The organism is Ruminococcus sp. AM42-11, from assembly GCF_003480145.1.
Lineage (GTDB): Bacteria > Bacillota > Clostridia > Lachnospirales > Lachnospiraceae > Blautia_A > Blautia_A faecis.
Genome location: NZ_QUIO01000024.1, coordinates 33,581 through 56,395 on the forward strand (window position 1 = coordinate 33,581; position 22,815 = coordinate 56,395).

A 22,815-nucleotide genomic window follows, 5' to 3' on the forward strand; every position below is an offset into this window, starting at 1 on the left:
ATCTTTTAAGGGATACAGGCTGAATTATTTTTAACAACTTTGCTTAAGCAATACTCTTTGTATTAACTTTTAAGCTGTTGCTCTCTTTATATGGTCTGAACAGCAGGTACAGGAATGCTGCAACCAGAACGAATGCAACAACTGTTCCGATTCCAAATCCGCCGCCTGTAAGCAGTGTACCAATCTGATAAATGCAAAGGGAAACTACATAAGCAAGACCGCACTGATAGCCGATTGCAAACCAGAACCATTTTGCATTGTTCATCTCTCTCTTAATAGCACCCATAGCTGCGAAACAAGGAGCACAAAGAAGGTTGAATACCAAGAATCCGTATGCTGCAATAGGAGTCATTACCTGTGCAAGATTTCCCCAGATCTCAGCTCCATCCTCTGCAACCTCAGCAAATCCGAAGAGCATACCAAATGTAGCAACAACGTTCTCTTTTGCAATAAGACCTGTTACGGCAGCAACTGCCATCTTCCAGCCTTCTCCTGCTTTTGTCCATCCAAGAGGAGCAAAAATCCAGGCGATTGCAGAACCGATCTTGGCAAGAATACTGTTGTTCAGCTCTTCTACCATTCCAAAGGAACCGCCTTCCCAGCCGAATCCCATAAGGAACCAGAGAACGATGGTGGAAAGAAGAATGATGGTACCGGCTTTCTTGATGAAGGACCAGCCTCTCTCCCACATGCTTCTCAGAATATTGCCAACGGTTGGCCAGTGATATGCCGGAAGCTCCATAACGAATGGTGCCGGCTCGCCAGCGAACATTTTTGTTTTCTTAAGGATAATACCGGAGCAGATGATTGCTGCGATGCCAACAAAGTAAGAGCTTGTAGCAACCCATCCGCTGTTGTTAAAGAATGCACCTGCGATCATTGCAATGATCGGGAGCTTCGCACCACAAGGAACAAATGTTGTAGTCATGATTGTCATTTTACGGTCACGGTCGTTCTCGATTGTACGGGAAGCCATAACTCCAGGAACACCACATCCGGAACCGATCAGCATTGGAATAAAGGATTTTCCGGAAAGACCGAATTTACGGAAGATTCTGTCCATGATGAATGCAACACGAGCCATGTAACCGCAGGACTCAAGGAATGCAAGGAACAGGAACAGAACCAGCATCTGCGGCACGAAACCAAGTACAGCGCCAACACCGGCAACAATACCGTCAAGAATCAGTCCCTGCAGCCATGCAGCGCAATTTACAGCTTCCAGAGCAGACTCAACTGCCGGAGGAATAATCTCACCGAAGAGTACATCATTTGTCCAATCTGTTACAATAGTTCCAACAGTGGTTACAGACACATAATAAACAACCCACATTACAACTGCGAAGATCGGAAGCGCCAGCCATCTGTTGGTTACGATTCTGTCGATCTTATCGGAGGTTGTAAGTTTCTTTCCTGTAGAGGATTTTGTATAGCACTGTCCAATAATGGAAGAGATGTATACATAACGCTCGTTTGTGATAATACTCTCTGTATCATCATCGAATTTATCTTCCAGAGCCTTTACTTCGTAAGACACATCCGGAACACTCTTCATCTGCTCTACGATCTTGTCATCTTTCTCGATAAGCTTGATTGCAAAGAAACGTTTCTGAGCCTCTGCAACAGTTCCTGTCAGCTTATTCTCAACAGATTTGATCGCATCCTCAACATCCTGTGCAAATTCGTGAACCGGAATTGTTTTCTTTTTGCTCTGTGCTGCGCTGATTGCTTTCTCAGCAGCTTTCATGATTCCGGTTCCTTTCAGAGCGGAAATCTCAACTACTTCGCAGCCAAGCTTTTTGCTTAATTTGTCAATGTGGATCTTGTTTCCGGATTTCTGAACCAGATCCATCATGTTGATAGCCATAACTACCGGGATTCCAAGCTCCATGATCTGTGTGGACAGATACAGGTTACGCTCAAGGTTTGTACCATCTACGATGTTGATGATCGCATCTGGCATTTCATTGATCAGGTAATTTCTGGCAACCACTTCCTCAAGTGTGTATGGGGAAAGGGAATAAATACCAGGAAGGTCCATGATGGTTACATCCTTATGACCTTTCAGTTTACCTTCTTTTTTCTCTACTGTTACACCAGGCCAGTTACCAACGAACTGGTTAGAGCCGGTCAGTGCATTGAATAATGTGGTCTTGCCGCAGTTAGGATTACCTGCAAGTGCAATCTTAATCGACATTTTCATGCCTCCTCTTTCTTTCCAGATTTTCTTTTTTTCCGGGCTTATTATATACAGCTTCTGCTGATTTTAGTTGCCCTGTGCTGCCTATTGTTTTAATCAGCTTTCGTTTGTTAGCCTTTCAACCTTATATTAGGTTTCGCTAACCCGCAAGGTAAAAAAAATTGCCCATTCTATTCCAGAACATGCAATTTCATGCTGTGCTGATTTTACCACTGTTCATATGACAACATTTGTAAAATGTTTTTCAAAAATATGTGACCAGTAACTTTTCCCTTATGTACACACAGCAAAGTACTATATCCTGTACAGTACTTATTCTACCTCTATCATTTCTGCATCGACTTTTCTCAGAGACAGTTCATAATCTCTCACGGTTACCTCAATAGGATCTCCAAGCGGTGCAACTTTACGTACATAGATCTGTACCCCTTTGGTGATTCCCATATCCATGATACGTCTCTTTACTGGTCCTTCACCGTGCAGTCTCTTCACTGTGACAGTCTGACCTACGCCAACTTGCCGTAATGTTTTCATAATACTTGCTCCTTTTTTCTGGATTTCAGACCATGATCCGATTCGCCATATCCTTGCCAATGGCAACTCTGGAATCTTTCACATTCACGATCATATTACCGCTGATCTCACTTACAACGGTTACTGTAGCTCCCTGTACAAACCCAAGATTTTCAAGGAATTTACGGGTTTCTTCTTTACCGCCGACTTTTTTAATCACCTGCGGCTCTCCTTCGTTTACCATTGATAACGGCATCATATCATCCTTCCTTTTTTGTGCTTTAGAAACACCTATTTATTATTATGTTTCGCTTACGTTGATTAGTATATTCTAATTTATATAAGCTGTCAATAATTTATTTGCACTTTTTTCTCATTTTTTTCACTGCAATTTCGTAAATTTTGACCAGTGCTTTTTGAAAATGTTTCGGGATTCCAGAGTGTGTTAAAAAAAATCTCTACAAAATATACCGCAAAGTGGGGCGTACAGATTGCGAAACGTTACCAGTGAACATCAACTGCGGGAATGCTTTTTCAAACACGCTCCAGGATGAATGGTGGATTTATGAGGAATTATTGTTTATAATGTAAAAGAAGATAAAAAGTGTTGAATGAGCGTATTTTTATGCTTCATACATTGTTTTAGATAGTAAAATCTGTGAAAAAGTTACATGTATAAAAAAATCACATGCACTTTATTGAAAAGAAAGGATTACTTTTTATGAAACAGGGAAGCAAAATCGGGATTGTCTGTTGTTCCAACGGACTTAGGCCAGAACAGGCCGAAACAATAAAAATGTTGGTGCAGATTCTGGAAAAATCCGGACTAGAAGTAGATCTTAGCCCTTATCTTTATGGAGATGAAAACGGACAGGCTGGAACTGCCAGGGAACGTGCCGGGGCTCTTATGAAATTTTATGAGGATGATTCTGTCACGGATATTTTTGACGTATCTGGCGGGGATATGGCCAACGAGATTTTATCCTATCTGGATTTTCAGACCATTGCTTACGAAAAAAAGCATTTTTGGGGATATAGTGATCTGACAACAATTATAAATGCCATTTATGCCCGAACAGGGAAATCATCTGTCCTGTACCAGATACGAAATCTCACCTACGATCACAGCCAGTCCCAGATAACGGACTTTCTTAGTACTACCTTGGCGGGGGCCACTTCTCTTTATGATTTTCCTTATGAATTTGTGAGGGGGACTCATATGGAGGGAATTGTAGTAGGAGGAAATATACGGTGCCTTTTGAAGCTGGCTGGCACGCCTTACTGGCCGGATATGCGGGAGAAAATCCTGCTTCTGGAGTCCTTTGGAGGAAAACTGCCGCAGATGGTGACTTATTTAAGCCAGTTGAACCAGATGGGGGTATTTAAGAAGGTGAATGGGATTTTATTGGGGACGTTTACGAAAATGGAGGAGGATAACTGTCAACCAGATATGGCGCAGCTAGTCCTTGAATTCGCAGAAAAAAAGACACCCGTTGCGAAATCACCTTTGATCGGGCATGGAACGGATTCAAAGGCGATTCGCATCGGGCATCGTTTAAAGTTATTCTCCGCAGAAGAAAACAAACGGATATATAAAGAATTTTAGATCCTAGCCACTCCGCTCTTAATGGCAGCTTCAGCAGTAGCCTTCGCAACCGCATCTTTCACTCTTGAATCAAATGCTGCTGGCAGAATATAATCAGCGCAGAGTTCTTCGTCGCTTACCAGGCCTGCAATGGCATAAGCTGCGGCAATCTTCATTTCGTCGTTGATGTCAGATGCACGGACATCAAGGGCACCGCGGAAGATTCCCGGGAAGCAGAGAACATTGTTTACCTGATTCGGGTAGTCGGAACGACCTGTGGATACTACCGCTGCGCCTGCTGCCTTGGCCTCATCCGGAAAAATCTCAGGAGTCGGGTTTGCGCAGGCAAGATGATCGGATCTTTCGCCATAGTGCGAACCATATCCGGAGTAAGGGTTCCAGGTGCGGAAACACCGATAAATACATCAGCGCCTTTGATCACTTCACTCAAGGAGCCTTTCTCCTGATTGGCGTTTGTGATCTTCGCCATCTCTTCCTTAATTGGGTTCAGCCCCTCACGGCCTTCATAAATTGCACCTTTACGGTCTGTCATAATAACATTCTTAAGGCCCATGGAAATAAGAAGTTTAATAATCGCAATTCCAGCTGCTCCCGCTCCGGAAGTAACGATCTTAATGTCTTCGATTTTTTTGCCAACAACCTTCAGCGCATTGATCACACCTGCAAGCGTAATAACTGCAGTACCATGCTGGTCGTCATGGAAAATCGGAATATCACAGCACTCTTTCAGCTTCTTCTCAATCTCAAAGCATCTCGGTGCGGAAATATCCTCCAGGTTTACACCGCCGAAGCTTCCAGCCAGAAGGCGAACGGTCTGCACGATCTCATCTACGTCCTTGCTTCGAACACAAAGTGGAATAGCATCTACATCACCAAACTCTTTGAACAGAACACATTTGCCCTCCATAACCGGCATACCAGCCTCCGGGCCGATATCTCCAAGGCCAAGAACAGCGGTACCGTCAGTTACAACAGCAACGGTATTCCAACGTCTGGTCAGTTCGTAACTTTTATTAATATCTTTCTGAATCTCAAGGCAAGGCTGTGCAACACCAGGGGTGTAAGCAAGGCTTAAAGCATCCTTGGAATCAACCTTTGCTCTTGAAACAACTTCAATTTTACCTTTTAACTCATAGTGCATCTTTAAGGATTCTTTTGCGTAATCCATGTTCGTATCTCCTCTTCTGAAAAAATGTGTGGGCACCTGCTCTCATTATTATACGCAGCAAGTCCCGCTCGGATACAAAATATCCACTTTGGGCTACAAGGGAAAGTATATACGAAACTTCGTCAAATCACAACATGAAAATATGAATAAATCTCTCAATAAACAAAACACCGTTCCAACCTGGCTGCTACTATTAACCCGAACCCTCAAAACGTATTGCCGAAAATAAAATGCTCGGCATAAATCAGGGCAAACTCCCGAAGAAATAGAAGTCTGCCCCAATATCCTCCAATATTCTATTTTCTTATAATTCTCTTACTCCACATTCTTCAGCGCCACATCCATTGGAATCTTCTTGATCCTTCTAAATTGCAACAAGGCTACCAGCACATACGCTCCCATTCCCATCGCAAACATCTCCGGATAAACCGCTGGTTTCAGATATAAGGTCAGCCAGCCTGAGAAGGATGACATCAGATATCCGTAAATTCCATATATCGTCCAGGTAGACAGCAGCAGGCTAAGTAAAATGGACAAGATCACCACCCACGTAGTGGATGTAAGATACAGGCTGTTGATCTCCCGGTTCTCATACCCCAGAATCTTTACCATAGAAATGGCATTGGCATTTTTCTCAATGATCAGCTTGGTAAGCAGATAGATCAGGAGGGCAAACAGCACAACTGCAAATATATTGATCAGCTGGAACATTTCTCCCATAGACACATCCAGCTGACGGCTGACCTTTGTCAGATCGTCCTCCGTAATCGTTGTTGCGATCAGATCCTCATCCAGATCTGTGATCTTTTCCCTGGAAAAATAACCGTTAAAATAATCCTCCTTTTCCCCAAAGGTTTTCCTGTAGGAGGAAATCGGCATAAATACCGTCAAAGATGCCGGATAATCGTAGATCCCTGCACTGTAAACTCATAAGTCTCACTTCCGTAAGCTTCCTTCAGAACAATGGTATCTCCGGTCTTTATCTTATACTTTTCTGCATAACCGTCAGAAATCAGAACTCCATCAGTTGGAAGTTCCGCGCTTACATACGCACTGTCGTCCGCGATTCCATAGACCGTTATGGTCTCTCCTTCCTGATCTGGCAATACATTTTTCATGGAATTCAGGCAGAATTTTTCTGCTGACTTCTCATTTGTTTTCAAAGATGGAGTAAGAAATTTCTGCAACATTCCCATAACCGTATATTTCTCATCTTCATCTGGCTCCTCCGGTACATTCAGCACATACTGGTACGGCGCGATCATGTTCTTCAAAATTTCTTCCTGATAATGATCCAGAAGCGGCTTCATCATCATTCCAAAAAGCAGCAGTACATTTGCAAAAAAGATTCCAATAAACAAAGTCAGATAACTGGACTTATTCTGCAGGATAATACGAAGCCGGAAGCGGTTGAAAAACTTAAAGTCCGGAAGACGCACAGCTTTTTTCCGTTTGGAAGCAGACAGATCATGACGCAGGAATTTCAAAGGAGAAAGACGCAGTTTCCCTGAAATCAGAATCAAATTGATTCCCAGCATGATCACTACCGGAACCACTGTGGTCAATATAAATGCATCTGCATTCCAGCGTGTTTCATAGGTCGGCAGGCTGTAACTGCCATAATACATACCTGCACAAAGATTTTTAAAGGAGGTGTAGCCCAGCACGTTTCCAAGAACAGAAGCAACCACAGTTACGATCACCGGCATGGAAATATAGTGGACCAGAAGTTCTCTTCTGGAATATCCGGAAGCACGCAGAGTCCCGATCACAGAAGCTTCTTTTGTAATGGTATTATTTGTTGTAACTGCAAACACAAAAGCAATGATGACGATCAGAATATACAGCAGCACCTCCATCATAGCCTTATCACCGCCCATATCTTCACCGGTAAAAGTGATGGCCTGATTGGAATAGGCCGGGATAAAACCTGTCACATTTCCATATTTGACCAGAACCTCCAGAAAATCCTCTGACATGTTTTTCGCTTCAATATCATCCTTTGGTGCAGTCTCATACTGCCAGGAATAGCGGTACTCCAGATGGGTTGTTCCAAAAGCATCCGCACCTTTCTCGGTCATAATACCCACGCCAAATTTTACAGCATCAAACATCATATCGCTGTTATCGGAAAATAAACAACTGTAGTCAGGTAATGCCACCAGTCCGGTAACTGTCAGTTCTTCTCCTGCGATTTTCAGCTTGTCACCAACCTTCAGCTTGTTATTATCTGCATACATCCGGTCAATGGCAATCTCGTTCTTTGCAGCTGGCATTCCCCCTGACATCAGGCACACAAGATTCATATCGGTACGCTCCTGATAGATACGCATGGTTTCCTCTTCGTTTCCGTCCAGATCCGCATCTGTGGCCTCATCCCGATAAAAATTTTCGCAGATTCGTACTTTTCCATTTTTTTCAATTTTCTTTAAATCGCTTTCGCTGGCTTTCGAAGAAAGGGTAAAGTTGCCATGCTCAATGTTATATTTTTCGAAACCTTCGTCATAAGCAGCCAGCATACTGTCATCAGCCACAAGAAAGCCCGAGACAAAGCCTATGGTCAGTGTCATAAACAGAAAGATCACAATATATTTTCCGAAATCACTTTTCAATTCTCTTGGAAGACGTTTCCACAATGGATTCTTCATAGCGCACCGCCTTACCAGTCCAGATCGTCGGCTGCGACTTTGGACTCATTGAGATAGTTTTTGCGGATCTGACCGTCACGAAGCTTCACTACGCGGTCTGCCATATTCTTAATGGCATCGTTGTGGGTAACCATGATGATGGTATTTCCGTACTTCTGGTTGACCTGCTCGATCAGACGCAGAATTTCCTTGGATGTGTTGTAATCCAGTGCACCTGTAGGCTCGTCGCAGAGAAGAATGTCCGGATTTTTTACAATAGCACGACCAATGGCCGTTCTCTGTTGCTGACCGCCGGAAAGCTGGTTGGGCAGCTTATGTCTGTGCTCATAAAGCCCCAGTGTATGAAGCAGCTCGTCAATATCCAGTGCCTTATCGCTGAGATATGCGCCCACCTCAATATTTTCCTTTACATTTAAATTTGGGATCAGATTATACATCTGAAAAACATATCCCAGATGCTTCCGGCGGTAAAGAGTCAGCGCTTTCTCCTTCATATCTCCTGTTTTTTCCCCATCTATGGAAATATAGCCCTCATCTGGCTCATCAATTCCACCGATAATATTCAAAAGTGTGGATTTTCCAGAACCAGACGGTCCAAGAAGCACGCAGAATTCCCCTTTTTCCACAGAAAAATCAATTCCCCGAAGAACCTCTGTCCTGCTGTCTCCGGAACCAAAGCCTTTCTTCAAATCTTTAATTTCAAGAAACATCTCTTTTCCTCCCTGTAAACCATTATCGTTCATGAACATTTTTCATAAAAAACAATTACAAGCATTCATCATTCTGTCTTTTGTTAGTTTATGCTAACTTATATTTATCATACCTCTTTTATCCGGTTATGAAAAGGAGGGGAATTGAGAATAATTCTCAACATCTGCATTTTCGCTTTTTCGAAAATTATTTTGTTAAAAATCACCTTTACCAAATTTTTCTTCTTAATTTTTTACATATTTTTTCACAGAAAATGTGGCATTTCCATAAAAAATTCGATATAATATTCACAATGTTTATAGTTTTTCACAACATTGTGAAATCTGTTATTCGGGAGATTTTTGCATGAAAAAAATAGCACTTATTACAGATGGCTGGGGACGTTATGTAACCTATACCTGGATTCAGGGATATCGAAATTACATGGCTGCCCACCAGTCAGATATGGATTTATATATTTTTCAGAGCTTTGGGAATTTCAGTATGGATGAGAAGCATAATGCAGGAGAATATAACATTGCACGGCTTCCGGATTTTTCAGAATTTGACGGCATCCTTCTGGATCTTGCCACCGTGTCCCAGCCAGACCTGATTGCAGAGATAATTGAACGCGCGAAGCTCAGCAGCATCCCAGCAATTTCTCTTCTTGAGCAGATTCCAGGACTGTACCATTCCGGAATTGACAACTACGAAGCCATTAGCCGGATTGTTGAGCACCTGATCACAGAGCATGGATGCCGTACCTTAAATTTCATCGGCGGGCCAGAATTTAACAGGGAAAATCAGCTCCGTTTCAAAGCTTACAGGGATGCCCTTCTTCGCCATGGGATTCCTTTCGAGGAGCAGCGCGTGATCCATCATAATTATGAAATTGAAACCGGAATCCAGGCATTTTCCACATTTAAAGAGAAAAACCTGCTTCCAGATGCCTTTGTCTGTGTCAACGACAATACAGCTGTAGGCGTCTGTCTGGCCGCCAAGGAAGCCGGATATTCTATTCCCGGGGATTTTCTGGTAACCGGTTTTGACAACGAAGACAAAGCTTCCTATTATGAGCCCAGAATTACCACGGTAGGCTTCTCCAAAGCCGATATCATGGAAAATGCCCTTTTAATGCTGGAAAAAATCTGGAATGGAAATGCAGAGGAAACTTATATATACGCACCTTTCACCTACGTTTTTCAGGAAAGCTGCGGTTGCGTTTCCCAGAATCCACCTGACCGTGGAGAGTATGTAATCAAGCGCATCGTTGCAGAGCGATATGCAAAACTGGATGATGGATCTGAACCGTGTTCTCCTGGACTGTGCAGGATACACAGAGCTTGCAGGACGTATGCAGAACTGGCTGACAAAACATGGCTGCGGAAATATTTATCTGTTTATGAACCCAGATATCTTTATGAGCGAAAATATGGATGCACTGCCTGAGCTTCCGGAGGATACTTATCAGACAGAAGGATACCCGGAGGAGATGGCACTGGTTTACCCGCCCCTGAATGGTACGAACCGGCTTCACCTTAATCTGAAAGAAATTCTTTCACTTCCACAGACAGAAGCTACCAGAGGACAAAATATTTACCAGTTCTGTCCTCTGCATTTTCGTGAACGGGAGATTGGCTTTCTGATCATCACCAATTGTGATTATCTTCTGGAGCATCAGTTCCTGTTCGAAACCTTAAATGCACTCCAGACTTCCATGGAAGCCCTGTATGCAAGACTTACCCTGCGTAAAATGAATAAACAGCTTTCTCAGCTTTACATCCATGATTCTCTCACCGGGCTCTACAACCGGATGGCTTACGAGAAGCTTGCCATGCCTCTTTTCCATCAGTGTATGCAGGAAAAGAGACCAGTTGGAATCATGTTTGTGGATGCAGATCACCTGAAATATATCAATGACACCTTTGGACATGATATGGGAAATCTTGCTATCAGCAGCATTGCTTCCGTCCTGCGGCAGCACTGTCCGGCAGAGTCCGTTTCCATACGCTATGGAGGCGATGAATTCGTATGCGTAATTCCTGATTATGATAAACAAAAAATACAGGAGCTGGCTCATACCCTTCTGAATTCTCTGGAAGTGTTTTCTGCCAACAGTCGGGTGGGCTTCCCCATTGAAGCCAGCATCGGATGGGTAATTGCTGATGATCCGGATCTGACCCTGAATGATTATATCAATCTGGCAGATGAGAAAATGTATTCTGCAAAAAAAGCGCGGAAGGCTGAGCGGAAGATTTGATCTGGAGCTTTAACTTGTTTCTGACAAGAATCTCGCCACAATAAGTATCCGGTCCAGGCTGTGTCGGTGTTTCCATTTTGATCTGATATGTTCTATAAGTATAAATAACATGTTTTAACGCCTAAAAAGACACCAGATTCGTTCAGGAAAATCTGGTGTCTTATAAAAAATACCGTATCATTTTTGAATCGCAAAACGTGCCTGCTCCAGATTTTTCCTGTCTACAAGTATTTCGTACTGCTTGGCTTGCTCCGCTGGATTTCCTGCACTTCCCACACGTCCCCGAATAGTTCCGCTGTCTGTCCATTCTCCCAGCTGATCTTTTACTTTGTACTTATACTTGATATTCTGACTATCCAGAATATCCCGGATCTCATTAAATCTTTTCAAGTCTGTGCCAATCCATAGGCTTTCTGAATTAAGTACTGTGAACATTTTTCCTCTCTCCTTCCGCGAACTTTAATTCACTCAATAATTTTTCCGAACAAGCTTCACGCTTTTGTTTGAATTACCGTACCATAATTATAGTATTATTTCAATATTGGATTTATATTTCTTATTACCCGCGGTCTGATTTTGTGTACAAAAAAAACAGAACCATCGATTTCTCAATGATTCCGCTTCTCAATTACGTGTGTTAGAGGATTCGAACCCCCGGCCTTTTGGTCCGTAGCCAAACGCTCTATCCAGCTGAGCTAAACACACATTTATTACTTGTGAAGTATTTGTCCCTCACAACAATGGATATTCTACACGATACCTGTGGTTTTGTCAACACCTTTTTGAAATTTTTTTAAAATATTTTTTTATAGGTATTTTTTGCACGATTGGTACTATTTTAAAGACTCTATCAGAGCTCTCTAACTTCTTCCAGCATGACGGTGCCTCCCTATCTCCTGGCTTTCTTCGCCTGCCAGTTCAGCACTGCGCCAATCATATAAATAGCCGGGAACATCAGCATTCGGATCACGGAAGCCGGATCGAAATCTCCGAAGATCATAGTAACGATCACTTCTGCCACAACCTCTGCAATAAGAAGGCCTCCCATTCCCACACAAAGGCCTGCATTCTCCACCTTACCAGCCTGTTTCACACCAACCACGCCAGCTGCCAGATAGATTACTCCTGCCACCAGAACCATCACATTGCTTGCAACCAGCTGGCTGTAAGTCATACCGTTCTGATTCAGATATTCTACAACTGCGCTGTCACTACTGCCCTTCATAACCAGAGAAAGCATGTTTCCACTTCCAAATGCCAGCAGAACGCCAAGAAACAGAAGAAGCATGCCGCCAACCTTCAGGATTGTCTCTCCCGGTGCCTGTTTTTTTAACATAATCCAATACTCCTCATTTCGTAGAATTTTCAAAATATTACAAACACAGCCCCCGCTCCCAAAAATAAAAAGCCCGAAACAGAGTCCCAAAGGCTCTCTGTAAGTTTTCAAACAGCTTCTGACATCTTTTTAATAAAAATCACGGACAGACCTAAAACGTCTGTCCGCTAATTTCAAATTATCCGTAGTTCAAGAAACTATTTTCCTAGAGCATGTTTGAAAAAGGCTCTAGAGCGTCAAAGCACCTGCTTACGCATCCAGAAGAAACGCCTTATAAGCCTTCTTCGCCTCGTAAACATCCGCCTTGCTGGTAACCTCCCACGGTGCATGCATACTGAGAACAGAAACACCGCTGTCGATTACTTCCATACCATAAAGAGCTGCGATAAAAGCGATGGTTCCGCCGCCGCCTACATCAACCTTACCAAGCTCAGCTGTCTGGAAGCAAACCTTATGGTCGTCAAAAATTCTGCGGACTCTTGCCACATACTCTGCATTGGCATCATTGGAGCCGGATTTTCCACGGGCACCTGTAAACTTGTTGAGAACGATACCTCTTCCAAGATACGCAGAGTTCTTTTTCTCAAAAGCTTCTGCAAATGCAGGATCATAGCCGGCACTTACATCTGAGGAAAGCATGCTGGAATTCTTCAGAGCCTTTCTCAGTCTGAGATCTGAATACTGTCCCATTGCATCCAGGACCTCTGCTACACTGTTCTCAAAGAAATGGGACTGCATACCAGTTGCTCCCACGCTTCCGATCTCTTCCTTATCTACAAGGAGACAGCAGCTTGTACGCTTCGGTGCTTCCATCTCAAGAAGAGCCAGAAGGGAAGTATATGCGCAAACTCTGTCATCCTGTCCATAACCCGCGATCATGCTGCGGTCAAGACCACAGTCACGAGCCTTGCCAGCTGGAACGATCTCAAGCTCTGCGGAAAGGAAATCTTCTTCTTCCACACCGTATTTCTCGTTCAGAATACGAAGTATATTCTCCTTAACAGCCTCTTTCTTCTCGTCATCCGGAAGATCCTTCAGCGGCTGGCTTCCAATCAGGATATCCAGCTTCTCGCCCTCAACAGCCTCGGAAGCTTTCTTCGCCATCTGCTGTCCAGCAAGATGGATCAGAAGATCTGTAATGTAAAGAACCGGATCATCCTCATCCTCGCCGACGGTTACATTTACAACAGTGCCATCCTTCTTCACAATTACGCCATGCATTGCCATTGGAAGAGCAACCCACTGATATTTCTTCACTCCACCGTAGTAATGAGTGTCAAGATAAGCCAGATCCGTATCCTCATATAACGGATTCTGTTTAATATCCAGTCTCGGAGAATCAATGTGCGCACAAAGGATATTCATACCCTGTGCCAGATCCTCCTCTCCAATATGGTACAGGGCAATGATCTTCTGCATTCCAACCTGGTAAACTTTATCTCCTGCTTTCAGATCTTCGCCATTTTTCACCTTTTCTTCAAGGGAAACATAGCCTGCTTCCTCAGCCTCTTTCACAATCTGAGTGATACATTCACGTTCTGTCTTTCCTACATTTAAGAAATGACGATATTTCTTTGCCACAGTTTCCAGATCCTGCATATCAGCATCTGAATATGTGAGCCATGCGTTTGGACGTTCCATAATCTATATCCACCTTTCTCCTGTTTTCATTTTACACAGGGAAAATAATCCCTGTGTTTTCCTCATCCAAAATTCATTATAGCGTATAACTAGGTAAAAAGCTACCGGCAAATAGGTTTTCTTGCACAAATCTTTTGCCGCGCATTCCAACACTTTGCACTGCCTTTTTTGATATGGCCAAATCCGGTTCAAGGTCTCCTGTATCGGTTAAAACAAGCATATACTTCCTGTCGTCTTGGCACTGCATAGCCGCAGGAAGTATAGCCTTCTGACAGAAAAGACAGCCCTTCTTTTTCCAATTTACTGCAAAGCAGCTCCACAATTTCCGGCAGTGTTCTTTTCCCATCAATCAGCTTTTCCACTGCATATTTCAGCAACGCACCTAAAGCTCCTGTCTGCTCACTGTCGATCAGCTGTTCCACATATCGCAGATCCACCTCCTGTTTTCCAATGGAAAACCATCTCTGCCATGTACCTTTACTTTCAGCCTTTCCGGCTTATCCTGCGCCTTAGAATGACCATAATAATCCTTCTTGGAACCATTCAACGGCATATTTTTTGACATGATGCGATGGCTTTGTGGTACTTTAAATCCAGCTGCCGTATTCTCATTTAAAGGATAATCCCTGCAAAGTTCCCGGACTTTTTCTGTGATATCTACCGGTATATAATTGTCCATCTGGATCACGGAATCTGCAATATGGAAAAAAGCCCCGGAGCTTCCGGCAACCAGAATTGTGGAAATCCCCTCCTTTTCATACAGATCCCGGGCGCGTTCCAGGAATGGGGTGATCGGCTCTTTTTCCCGGCTGATCACATGCTGCATAAAGGCGTCGCGCACCATAAAATTAGTAGCAGATGTATCTTCATCCAACAGAAATACCTTGCTTCCAGCCTCTATTCCCTCCACGATTCCTGCTGCCTGGGAAGTACTTCCGCTGGCATCTTCCGTAGAAAAACAGGTGGTATCTTTTTTATTGGGAAGGTCATTTATAAACAGAGAAATATCCACATCTTTCACAAATCTGCCATCCTCAGAACGCAGCTTCTGGGCTGTGGAATCCGTGATCACATATTCTCTTCCATCTCCCTGAATGTGGTTATACACGCCCAGTTCCAATGCATTCAGAAGGGTAGATTTGCCGTGATAACCACCACCAACGATCAACGTGATTCCCTTAGGAATTCCCATTCCGGTTATTTTTCCCTTATGGGGAAGCGCCATAGTCACCCGAAGACTTTCCGGCGAAGAAAATGTCACGCTCCCTTTCATCGGCTTAGATGAAATACCACTCTCTCTTGGCAGAATCGCGCCGTCATTTACAAAAGCAACCAGGGAACGCTTCTTTAATTCTTCCCTGATATACGCCTGATCTTCTGCCAGGAAAATAGTATTTTCCAGATCTTTTCCACTTAAATTTCTGTATACAAATGCTTTTTCCACACAAACCGGGAGAAATTCAAAGAATATTTTCTCCAGTTCTCCCGCATTTATAGTACGTCCATTTGCCGGAAATCCTACAAAAAACCGCACGGTAATCCCCTGCTCTGTAATCTCACAGGCCGTTCGCTCCAGCACCTCCTGACCGCATCCGGTCACGGAAATAAGTCCGCTTTTTCCAGAGCCTTTTGCCCGAAAAGTATAGCGGTTCACCTGCTGTTCAAACTGTCTGGTAAGATAGTCTGCCAGAGTAATTCTGGTCAGTTTATCTTTATAATATTCCGCTGGAAATCCAGCTTCTCTGTGGGAAATTTTCACACTGATATGGGACGGTGACGCAAATGGATCGCCCTGTACATGCTCAATTGACAAAACATATTTCTTAAACTGATATGCCCCTTTCAGGGATTTATAGGCAGGATAGCTCTTCCGATTGATGGAATGAAGCATGTCCTGCAGCTGATTTGATGACTGCATAAGTACCTCCATTGTCTATAATAACATTGTCAAGCAACGATATCACGCTCTAACTCTTCGCCGCATTCAGTAATAATACTAATTTTTCCCACAACGTAAAACCACCGCCCAGTCAGCGTTCTTGCCAACAGACGGTGGTTTATTTATACATTTTTAGGGAAAGGAAAGAGTTTTTCTTAAGAGTTCTTTCTCTTAAGATGTATATATCATATCGCATAATTGTGAAAAGCATTTGTCCAAATTATAATTTTTTTCTAAAATTTCTAAAATGAAAATAACTAATTCGTAACTGGCATCACAATTCCATCCCTGTTCTTCCCATTGTGTCCTGTTTTCAGATCATAACGTTTCATTATCTTCTGAAAGTCAGAACATAACTCTTACCATCCGTTAATACTATGAAGATTACTGTTCACGCCCTTCACAACAACACACTTCTCAATGCACAATGTCAGTCGTGTCTCTGATCCTTATTTCCATACGCTTCGCAAAATCTTGCTGCAAATGCCGGCGGCTCATTGTTGGCATAAAGGTGGGAAATATCGCCGAAGGAGCTCATGCGGAAAGCTGCGATTCCCTGACGGCGTTCTTCTGTGGTCAAGGTTGTCACAGAGGATGGAGCAGCCACGCAGCCATGCCAAAGTACCATCGGAGAGATATTCAGCAGATGGCTGAGAAGTACACACTCCAATCCAAAATGACAGAAGAAAATAATCGTGTCGTTATTTTCTTCATTTACTTTATAATAGTGACCTTTCCTCTCATATCCATGCTTCGCGAGAAGCTTGTCAAACTCCCCAATCACATGGTCATACTCTTCTTTCACATGCCCTTCCTGCATAGCCTCATTCTCAAACCAGTGGTCATACTGGAAAAAGCGCTCGTCTGCCATCCAGTCCTGTGGAAGCCAGTCCCATGCAATAATCTTCTTATCTTTCACATCCGGGCGCCAGATCTGACAGGGAAATTCCTTCAGCCATTCACACTCTGTGGCTGTTCTTCCCATCTTTTTCAAAGTCGGAGCCGCAGTATCCTTCGCTCTTCCAAGGGGGGATACATAGAAAGCTTTTACATCTAATTTGGAAAGCTTCTGTGAAAGATACTCCACCTCTTTCCAGCCTTTTTCCGTAAGGGAATCTATATCATAATCCGGGTCACCATGGCGTACAATTAATAATTTCATAATGTCACTCCTCGTTATTTCGCTTTTGAATCACTAATAATTTCAAGCTGTTTCTTATTTCATTGAACAATAACGATTTTAGCATATCTTCACAGATAATTCACCATATTTCTTACCGTCATTTCTTTACAATTTTTATGAAAGAAGTATATAATAATACTATATCAACGGGTCTTTTGACGCTCATATCTTATATGAATTCAAACAGACGCTGATCGGATCATACTTTAATAAATACAAGAACTAAGTGGACGCAATAACCACTTTCAGATTACATTTTATCCCTCAATATAACTCAATTTACGATTTCAAGCGAGGTACCCACATGAAAAAACTTGCCATCATTTTCCCAGGTGTCGGTTATACCTGCACCAAGCCCCTTCTCTATTATACTGCTTCCATGGCTGCTGAGCGTGGTTATGAAATCATCCGCCTTGACTATGGTCAGGACATTCATACCTTCCACGGCCGCACTCCAGCAGAACTGGAACCTATCATAAAACTGGCAATAAAAAGAACGCTTCCCCAGTTGGAAAACGTTCCTTTTTCTAAATACGATGATATAATTTTTATTTCCAAAAGCATCGGCACCACAATTGCCTGCCAGCTTGAAACAGCCCTGCAGCTGAAGGGAAAAGTCCATCAATTTCTTATGACTCCAATTCCTTCTACCCTCCGTTATCTCTCCGATATCAACGGGCTCTTCTTCGCCGGAACCGCTGATCCATACATGCCGGAGTCCAAGATACGCGCTGCTGCAAGAAACTTCCCCGATAAAACCGGCGGGATTTTCGAGGGCTGCAACCACTCCCTGGAGCAAAAAGGCGACACTTTAGATGCGCTGAAGAATGTCAGACTGATTGTAGAATGTCTGGATAAAATGCTAGTCTGATTTTTGTTTTCTATTAACAGGGAAGAAGCACTTCCCTGTTTGTTCCATAAAAGATATTATTATGTCCAATTAATCTGTCTAAAATTTCTTCCATCCGTTTCCAGTTATTATTTACATCAAACTCATAGCTGTGTCCCCATATGTAAAATAACTGCTTTTCTTCACTTTTTTCTTTTAAAAATTTCTCCAGAAGTTCCCATATATTTTCGTCAGCATGATGACAAGTTGGTTTAAATATCAATAAATTCTTTTGTAATTTAAATGCTCCGGAAGACACAACTGACCGTGCATATTGAATTTTACATTTTTTCAGTATCTGAACCACTTCATCATTATATGTTCCATAAGGATACGCCATACCGGTAATCTGGCAGTCAAACATCCGTTCCAGATTTTGTTTATCCAGGAAAACTTCATTATATACAGTGTCTTTATCAAGCTTTGTTAAATCTTGATGAGTCAATGTATGAACCGCGATTTCATGACCCTTATACAATTCTTTTAATCCTTCTGCATTCATATGATGCACTCTTACATTACCAAAGTCATAATGGCTGGCATATGTCTGCATTCCACTGTTTATATTGAATGTTGCTTTTACATGATAATAGTTGAACATGTCTACCAGTCTCCTGTCCTGGCAAACTCCATCATCATAGCTAAATGTTACTGCCTTTTGTTTCCCATCCCACATATATTCTGTAGCCTCGTTTCATATCCTTCAAGCTGCATGCTCCAAACGGCTCCTTCACATACAATCTTTGTTGTTTGTTTCTCTCCTGAATTATTAATAACAACTAATTTTTGTGCGTCTGGATAATAGGCACATTCCACATGCAGATTATCTGTAATGCATTCTGCCTGTTCTTCCCGTCCAGCCTCTAATATCAATTGCAACAATAATCTGGTACTTTCCTCTGAAAAAGCAAATCCCGTCATATAAATTCCACTTCCTTTTCCAAACTGGTGTCTGGTAATACCCGGATACCCACCTGCAGCCTCTGCCAATACCTCTGTTTTTTTATCTGTCAGGTATATATGTTCCATTACTGGCCATTCCAGTATATCTAATATATGATTTTGTGGTGCTTTTACTTCATACTCCCATTTTCCATGACATACCCTTGCCCCATTATCTTCATCTACGCCCAGTACCTGTGCCAATCTGAAAAACGTATCATATCCACTGGTTGCTGATGGCTCGCCAATTCCAATAAAACAGCCCCCTTCATATACCCACTTTGTAATTGCCTCAACAACTTTCACGTCTTTCCAGTTATCACCGCCACTCCATGCGTCACCCGCTTTTCCTGCATTAATAATGACTTTGTATCTGGATAAATCTCCGCTTCTGGCTGTCTCAAAATCAATAAAATCAACATCCACAGGCAAACCTGAAAGCGCCTCATTTATATGAATCAAATTATGCATATATGTTTCATGAAAATGTCCAGACAAAGTCCATGAACGCAATTTGCCCCAACAATGTAAAACCGCTACTTTGGTTTTCAAAGTCCAAGGCTTTCCTTTTCATGAAAAGACTTCAACATGCGAAATTCATCTGCAACTTTTTCAATGTAATCGCAAAAATCCGGATAATTCTCCGTAAGATGTAAATATCCGCCTAATCCAATTCTTTGAATCGGTTCACGCAACAATGCACGCCTTACATTTCTCCAATACTGCATTGCATCCCTTGTAGGATTTCCTCCTTCTGTAAATGTAGGTGCTCCTCCAAGCCCCACCGGGAAAAGATAAGGATGAAGCCTGAGTTCATGAACTTCTGTATCTACACCTGCACAAAGACGTGCTTCATACCCGGAAAATACGCATTTAATAATCCCATCAAAACCAAATTCATAAAATCTGTCATTATATGGTTCAATTCCAACCCAGCTGTCATCGTAAAATACGTAAGCCTTTTTTCCATATTCATGCACAATATCTATTAGTTTTTTTCCAAATGAAATTACAAAATCATTAATAAATTCCATCCAGTCTTTTTTTGCTTTTGTTGGCGGCATATGGGTTACCCGATATTTCCCCTGATTCACAAAATCCTCTGCGGTAAGTGCATATCCATATTTCTGTTCGAAATTGTGTAAAGCAAGAGGACTCACTGTAAAATCGTAGGAGCCCCAGTCTGTAAATAAATTTCGTTTTCTGGCATCGCTTCCCCAAATCCAGACAAAATTATAAAACATAGAGGTAAAACGAACCACTGTAGTTGCAGGATGTTCTTCGCACCATTCTTTCATCCAATTAATTAAATAAACCTGTGTTTCAGCGTATACAGGATCTATCGGTATAAGATGCTCTTTATCCCAGTTATTGGTAATATGATTATACATGGAAATTTCTTCCCAACTTCGATATGCCAGAAAGCTGACTGTATATTTGTGCCATAATACACAGTTTTCAATCCTGACAACACCTTTTTTCTTATCATAGCTCCAGTTTTCTTTATTTACTTCCCTGTCAGTTGTGCGGTCATACACCTGCCAGTAACCCAAAGCTTCTGCACTGTCATTAATTTTAAACTGCTCCTGAAAAAACTCTTTTAAAAGCTCTAGTTCCAGACAATGCTCAACTGCAATTTTCGGTTCTGTGACAAGAAAAGTCTGCTGCAATTTATCCAAATTTTCCATAGCCCAGGGATTATGACCGCGGATGATACAAATAGTAGAATAAATACCATATCCTGCCTCCGTTATCTCCAGAGACAGTTCTGTCCCATCAGAATCCCTTATTACGTCTGCTCCCCATTTTTTTGCAAGTTCTAAGGTCAATTTTTCATAACCAGCCTCGCCAGGCAAGGTAAAGCCACCTTTATTTTCTAACTCATTCATAATTTTTTCCCGCTTTCAAGTAGTAGTACAACGCCCAGTCCTGATCATTTGCCCATGGATCCGCATACTGGCATCTTACCTTATTAACCATAAAAGGATATACATATGCGCAGCTTGCACTTCCGTCACTATTTATCATACTTAGTACACCTCGCAATGAATTTTCCGCCTTTACACCATATGATCTCTCACCGGTTATTTTTTCATATTCCCGAAAAGCAACACCACTTAAGGAACTCCAGTAATGTGGAAATGTATCTCCAAGATTTTTGTACTTTCCAAACCAATATCCATCCCAATGACGAACCGCATTTTCATACATATGAAAATCTGGCTGATGTCCATTAAACAGCACCAGTACAGCTAATTGTTTCTTTCCTTCTTCCAGATATAATATTTTTCCTGTAAGTTCGTATAACTGAAAAAGATAATTTACTGCAGGGGCAACAATACTCTGCTCATATTTTACTTCATGCGGTGGATAACATAATCCGTTTTTTATAAGCATTTCGCCATGTGTTTCATAGTATCTCAGAAGTTCCTCTGCCTCTCTTTCCATACCGCCCGATTTCAACAAATTCACAGATTCCAGCATAGGGATTCCAATTGCATAGAATGAAGCTCCGTCTTGTGCATAATAAGATTTCATAATTTTATACATATTTTTAAGATCAGCAACCTCATTATACAATCTGTATCTTTCCATAAAAAAAATTGCAAGCCATGGATAATTGTACAAACGGTTCCAGGTATTATCTCTTCCTGCATCATTGTATACAATACCTGTATTCTCATCGTAGAGCTCTCTGTATATATATTCGGTATATTTCTGCAGTGCTTTTTCCACTTTCATATCTTTATTTTTCTGCAGCCAGAGCGCCAGAAGTGCCCCCATTCCCACTCTTTCCCTGCCACCGTTATGATCGTATTCTTTTTCATAAACCAATCGCTTATCTTCATTATCATAAGTGAGAAATGCACCATCTAAAAGGCTTCCATCGCGAAAATACTGCTGTTTTTCAACAATAAATCTGCATCTTTTTTCTGCAAGCTTCTCCACCCTTGGTAATACCAGAATAACCGCAGATGTACTGTATTCTTCTCCCTTTATGAAGAACTCTTTTTCACCCTGACTTACAGAATCCATTTTAATTCTATAATCTATGCAATTACCGCTTTCTGTTTTTTCAGTTGAAATTTTTTCACCTGCAAGAGTGACTTTGATTTCTTTTTCATGCCAGATTGCTTTATCTGCTTTTATATGAAAGCTTAAGTTCTCGCCCTCAAAATAAATTCCATGTTCCAACTGTATCAACAGCTGCCCTTCCTGATGAAGCAATTTTTCTTCAAAATCCCTTTGATCGTCATACCAGAAAAGATCCCATTGGATTACGGTCATTTCTCCCGGTTTTAAATTGTTTATTTTAGGATTTAATATAATGATTCCCCGGTCATTGCTAAGTTCTTTTTCATTTCTTATAATGCTGTAACATTCTATTTTTCCCTCTTTCAGAACCAACCCAAGATTTGGATTTTCTCCTCCCATTCTGATCCCTGCAATATAACTTTGACTTTCACCACACCGAATATGTGCATGACAGCGCTCTTTCATACAGATTTCAGAAGCCGTATAATTATCCGGAAATGGCACTGCAATACCTATTCCACCTTTTTGAGGAAAATACTCACAATCCCTATTATTAAAAAAAATATATTTTTCAGTTATCTTTCCGTCTTCAGATATTGTTCTTTCTATTCTTCCTACAATTCCATCCGGAAGAAACATTTCTCCCCAGTTTTTACCTATGGCAACCCAGTTCATTTTATATTTGTCATTTTGGTTTACAATACTTTCCAGCTGATGATTTTCATTTTCTTTAACAATAAACTCCATACCCAAACCTCCGTATA

Annotated in this window: 18 protein-coding genes, 1 tRNA gene and 2 pseudogenes; 4 read left to right on the forward strand and 17 right to left on the reverse strand. The window is 42.0% G+C overall.

Features of this window, described 5'->3' with window-relative positions; translation table 11 throughout:
• Positions 1-43: 43 nt before the first annotated feature.
• The 3 genes from feoB to DW904_RS14350 all read right to left on the reverse strand — a co-directional run bounded on the left by feoB (position 44) and on the right by DW904_RS14350 (position 2,972).
• On the reverse strand, positions 44-2,197 hold the full coding sequence (gene feoB, locus DW904_RS14340; protein ID WP_118581829.1) for a ferrous iron transport protein B: 2,154 nt from the start codon (positions 2,195-2,197) through the stop codon (positions 44-46).
• A 315-nt stretch (positions 2,198-2,512) separates the two neighbouring features.
• Complete coding sequence (locus DW904_RS14345; RefSeq protein WP_118581832.1) at positions 2,513-2,734, reverse strand: FeoA family protein; 222 nt, start codon at positions 2,732-2,734, stop codon at positions 2,513-2,515.
• Between the two features lie 25 nt (positions 2,735-2,759).
• Positions 2,760-2,972, reverse strand: coding sequence for a FeoA family protein (locus DW904_RS14350; protein ID WP_118581835.1), 213 nt, complete (start codon positions 2,970-2,972; stop codon positions 2,760-2,762).
• Positions 2,973-3,434: 462 nt separating this feature from the next.
• Here DW904_RS14350 and DW904_RS14355 point away from each other — a divergent pair, with 462 nt between their 5' ends.
• Entirely contained in the window at positions 3,435-4,319 is an 885-nt protein-coding gene (locus DW904_RS14355) for an LD-carboxypeptidase (RefSeq protein WP_118581838.1), read from the forward strand.
• Here DW904_RS14355 and DW904_RS14360 read toward each other — a convergent pair.
• From DW904_RS14360 to DW904_RS14370, 4 genes and pseudogenes are all read right to left on the reverse strand, one after another.
• Positions 4,316-5,487 (reverse strand): annotated as a pseudogene (locus tag DW904_RS14360) (malic enzyme-like NAD(P)-binding protein). The gene DW904_RS14355 and the pseudogene DW904_RS14360 overlap by 4 nt on opposite strands.
• 315 nt (positions 5,488-5,802) lie before the next feature.
• The gene (locus DW904_RS25735; protein ID WP_347562154.1) at positions 5,803-6,366 is read right to left on the reverse strand and encodes an FtsX-like permease family protein; all 564 of its coding nucleotides are present in this window, start codon (positions 6,364-6,366) and stop codon (positions 5,803-5,805) included.
• An 8-nt stretch (positions 6,367-6,374) separates the two neighbouring features.
• Positions 6,375-8,135: an ABC transporter permease gene (locus DW904_RS14365; protein WP_347562155.1), complete on the reverse strand. Its 1,761-nt coding sequence runs from the start codon at positions 8,133-8,135 to the stop codon at positions 6,375-6,377.
• An 11-nt stretch (positions 8,136-8,146) separates the two neighbouring features.
• Positions 8,147-8,845: an ABC transporter ATP-binding protein gene (locus tag DW904_RS14370; protein ID WP_118581841.1), complete on the reverse strand. Its 699-nt coding sequence runs from the start codon at positions 8,843-8,845 to the stop codon at positions 8,147-8,149.
• A 346-nt stretch (positions 8,846-9,191) separates the two neighbouring features.
• Between DW904_RS14370 and DW904_RS14375 the strand changes: the two genes are divergently transcribed.
• Positions 9,192-10,274 carry a substrate-binding domain-containing protein gene (locus tag DW904_RS14375; protein WP_118581844.1) on the forward strand — a complete coding sequence of 361 codons (1,083 nt, stop codon included), beginning with the start codon at positions 9,192-9,194 and terminating at the stop codon, positions 10,272-10,274.
• The gene (locus tag DW904_RS14380) at positions 10,258-11,085 is read left to right on the forward strand and encodes a GGDEF domain-containing protein (RefSeq protein ID WP_202187729.1); all 828 of its coding nucleotides are present in this window, start codon (positions 10,258-10,260) and stop codon (positions 11,083-11,085) included. Before DW904_RS14375 ends, DW904_RS14380 begins: the two co-directional genes overlap by 17 nt.
• Positions 11,086-11,262: 177 nt before the next feature.
• Here DW904_RS14380 and DW904_RS14385 read toward each other — a convergent pair whose 3' ends face one another.
• From DW904_RS14385 to DW904_RS14415, 6 genes and pseudogenes are all read right to left on the reverse strand, one after another.
• The gene (locus DW904_RS14385; RefSeq protein WP_118581850.1) at positions 11,263-11,520 is read right to left on the reverse strand and encodes a hypothetical protein; all 258 of its coding nucleotides are present in this window, start codon (positions 11,518-11,520) and stop codon (positions 11,263-11,265) included.
• A gap of 196 nt (positions 11,521-11,716) precedes the next feature.
• Positions 11,717-11,790, reverse strand: a tRNA-Arg gene (locus DW904_RS14390).
• A 184-nt stretch (positions 11,791-11,974) separates the two neighbouring features.
• The gene (locus tag DW904_RS14395) at positions 11,975-12,421 is read right to left on the reverse strand and encodes a hypothetical protein (RefSeq protein WP_118581853.1); all 447 of its coding nucleotides are present in this window, start codon (positions 12,419-12,421) and stop codon (positions 11,975-11,977) included.
• Between the two features lie 249 nt (positions 12,422-12,670).
• Entirely contained in the window at positions 12,671-14,062 is a 1,392-nt protein-coding gene (locus tag DW904_RS14400) for an aminopeptidase (protein WP_118581856.1), read from the reverse strand.
• A gap of 188 nt (positions 14,063-14,250) precedes the next feature.
• A pseudogene (locus tag DW904_RS14410) lies at positions 14,251-15,980 on the reverse strand (ABC-ATPase domain-containing protein).
• A 451-nt stretch (positions 15,981-16,431) separates the two neighbouring features.
• Positions 16,432-17,163: a histidine phosphatase family protein gene (locus DW904_RS14415; protein WP_118581862.1), complete on the reverse strand. Its 732-nt coding sequence runs from the start codon at positions 17,161-17,163 to the stop codon at positions 16,432-16,434.
• Between the two features lie 325 nt (positions 17,164-17,488).
• On the opposite strand from DW904_RS14415, the gene DW904_RS14420 reads away from it, so the two are divergent.
• Positions 17,489-18,055 carry a hypothetical protein gene (locus DW904_RS14420; RefSeq protein ID WP_118581865.1) on the forward strand — a complete coding sequence of 189 codons (567 nt, stop codon included), beginning with the start codon at positions 17,489-17,491 and terminating at the stop codon, positions 18,053-18,055.
• Positions 18,056-18,068: 13 nt separating this feature from the next.
• Here the strand turns inward: DW904_RS14420 and DW904_RS14425 are convergent, their stop codons facing one another.
• Genes DW904_RS14425 through DW904_RS14435 form a run of 4 tightly spaced genes read right to left on the reverse strand, consistent with a single transcriptional unit; the run spans position 18,069 to position 22,798 of the window.
• The gene (locus DW904_RS14425; protein WP_118581868.1) at positions 18,069-18,749 is read right to left on the reverse strand and encodes a polysaccharide deacetylase family protein; all 681 of its coding nucleotides are present in this window, start codon (positions 18,747-18,749) and stop codon (positions 18,069-18,071) included.
• A complete protein-coding gene (locus DW904_RS24060; RefSeq protein ID WP_347562156.1) occupies positions 18,722-19,567 on the reverse strand; it encodes a lacto-N-biose phosphorylase central domain-containing protein in 846 nt (281 codons plus the stop codon). Before DW904_RS24060 ends, DW904_RS14425 begins: the two co-directional genes overlap by 28 nt.
• Positions 19,564-20,904 (reverse strand): 1,3-beta-galactosyl-N-acetylhexosamine phosphorylase N-terminal domain-containing protein, encoded by a 1,341-nt coding sequence (locus DW904_RS24065; protein WP_243110430.1) that lies wholly within the window; start codon positions 20,902-20,904, stop codon positions 19,564-19,566. Before DW904_RS24065 ends, DW904_RS24060 begins: the two co-directional genes overlap by 4 nt.
• Positions 20,897-22,798, reverse strand: coding sequence for a hypothetical protein (locus tag DW904_RS14435; protein ID WP_118581871.1), 1,902 nt, complete (start codon positions 22,796-22,798; stop codon positions 20,897-20,899). Before DW904_RS14435 ends, DW904_RS24065 begins: the two co-directional genes overlap by 8 nt.
• Positions 22,799-22,815: the final 17 nt, after the last annotated feature.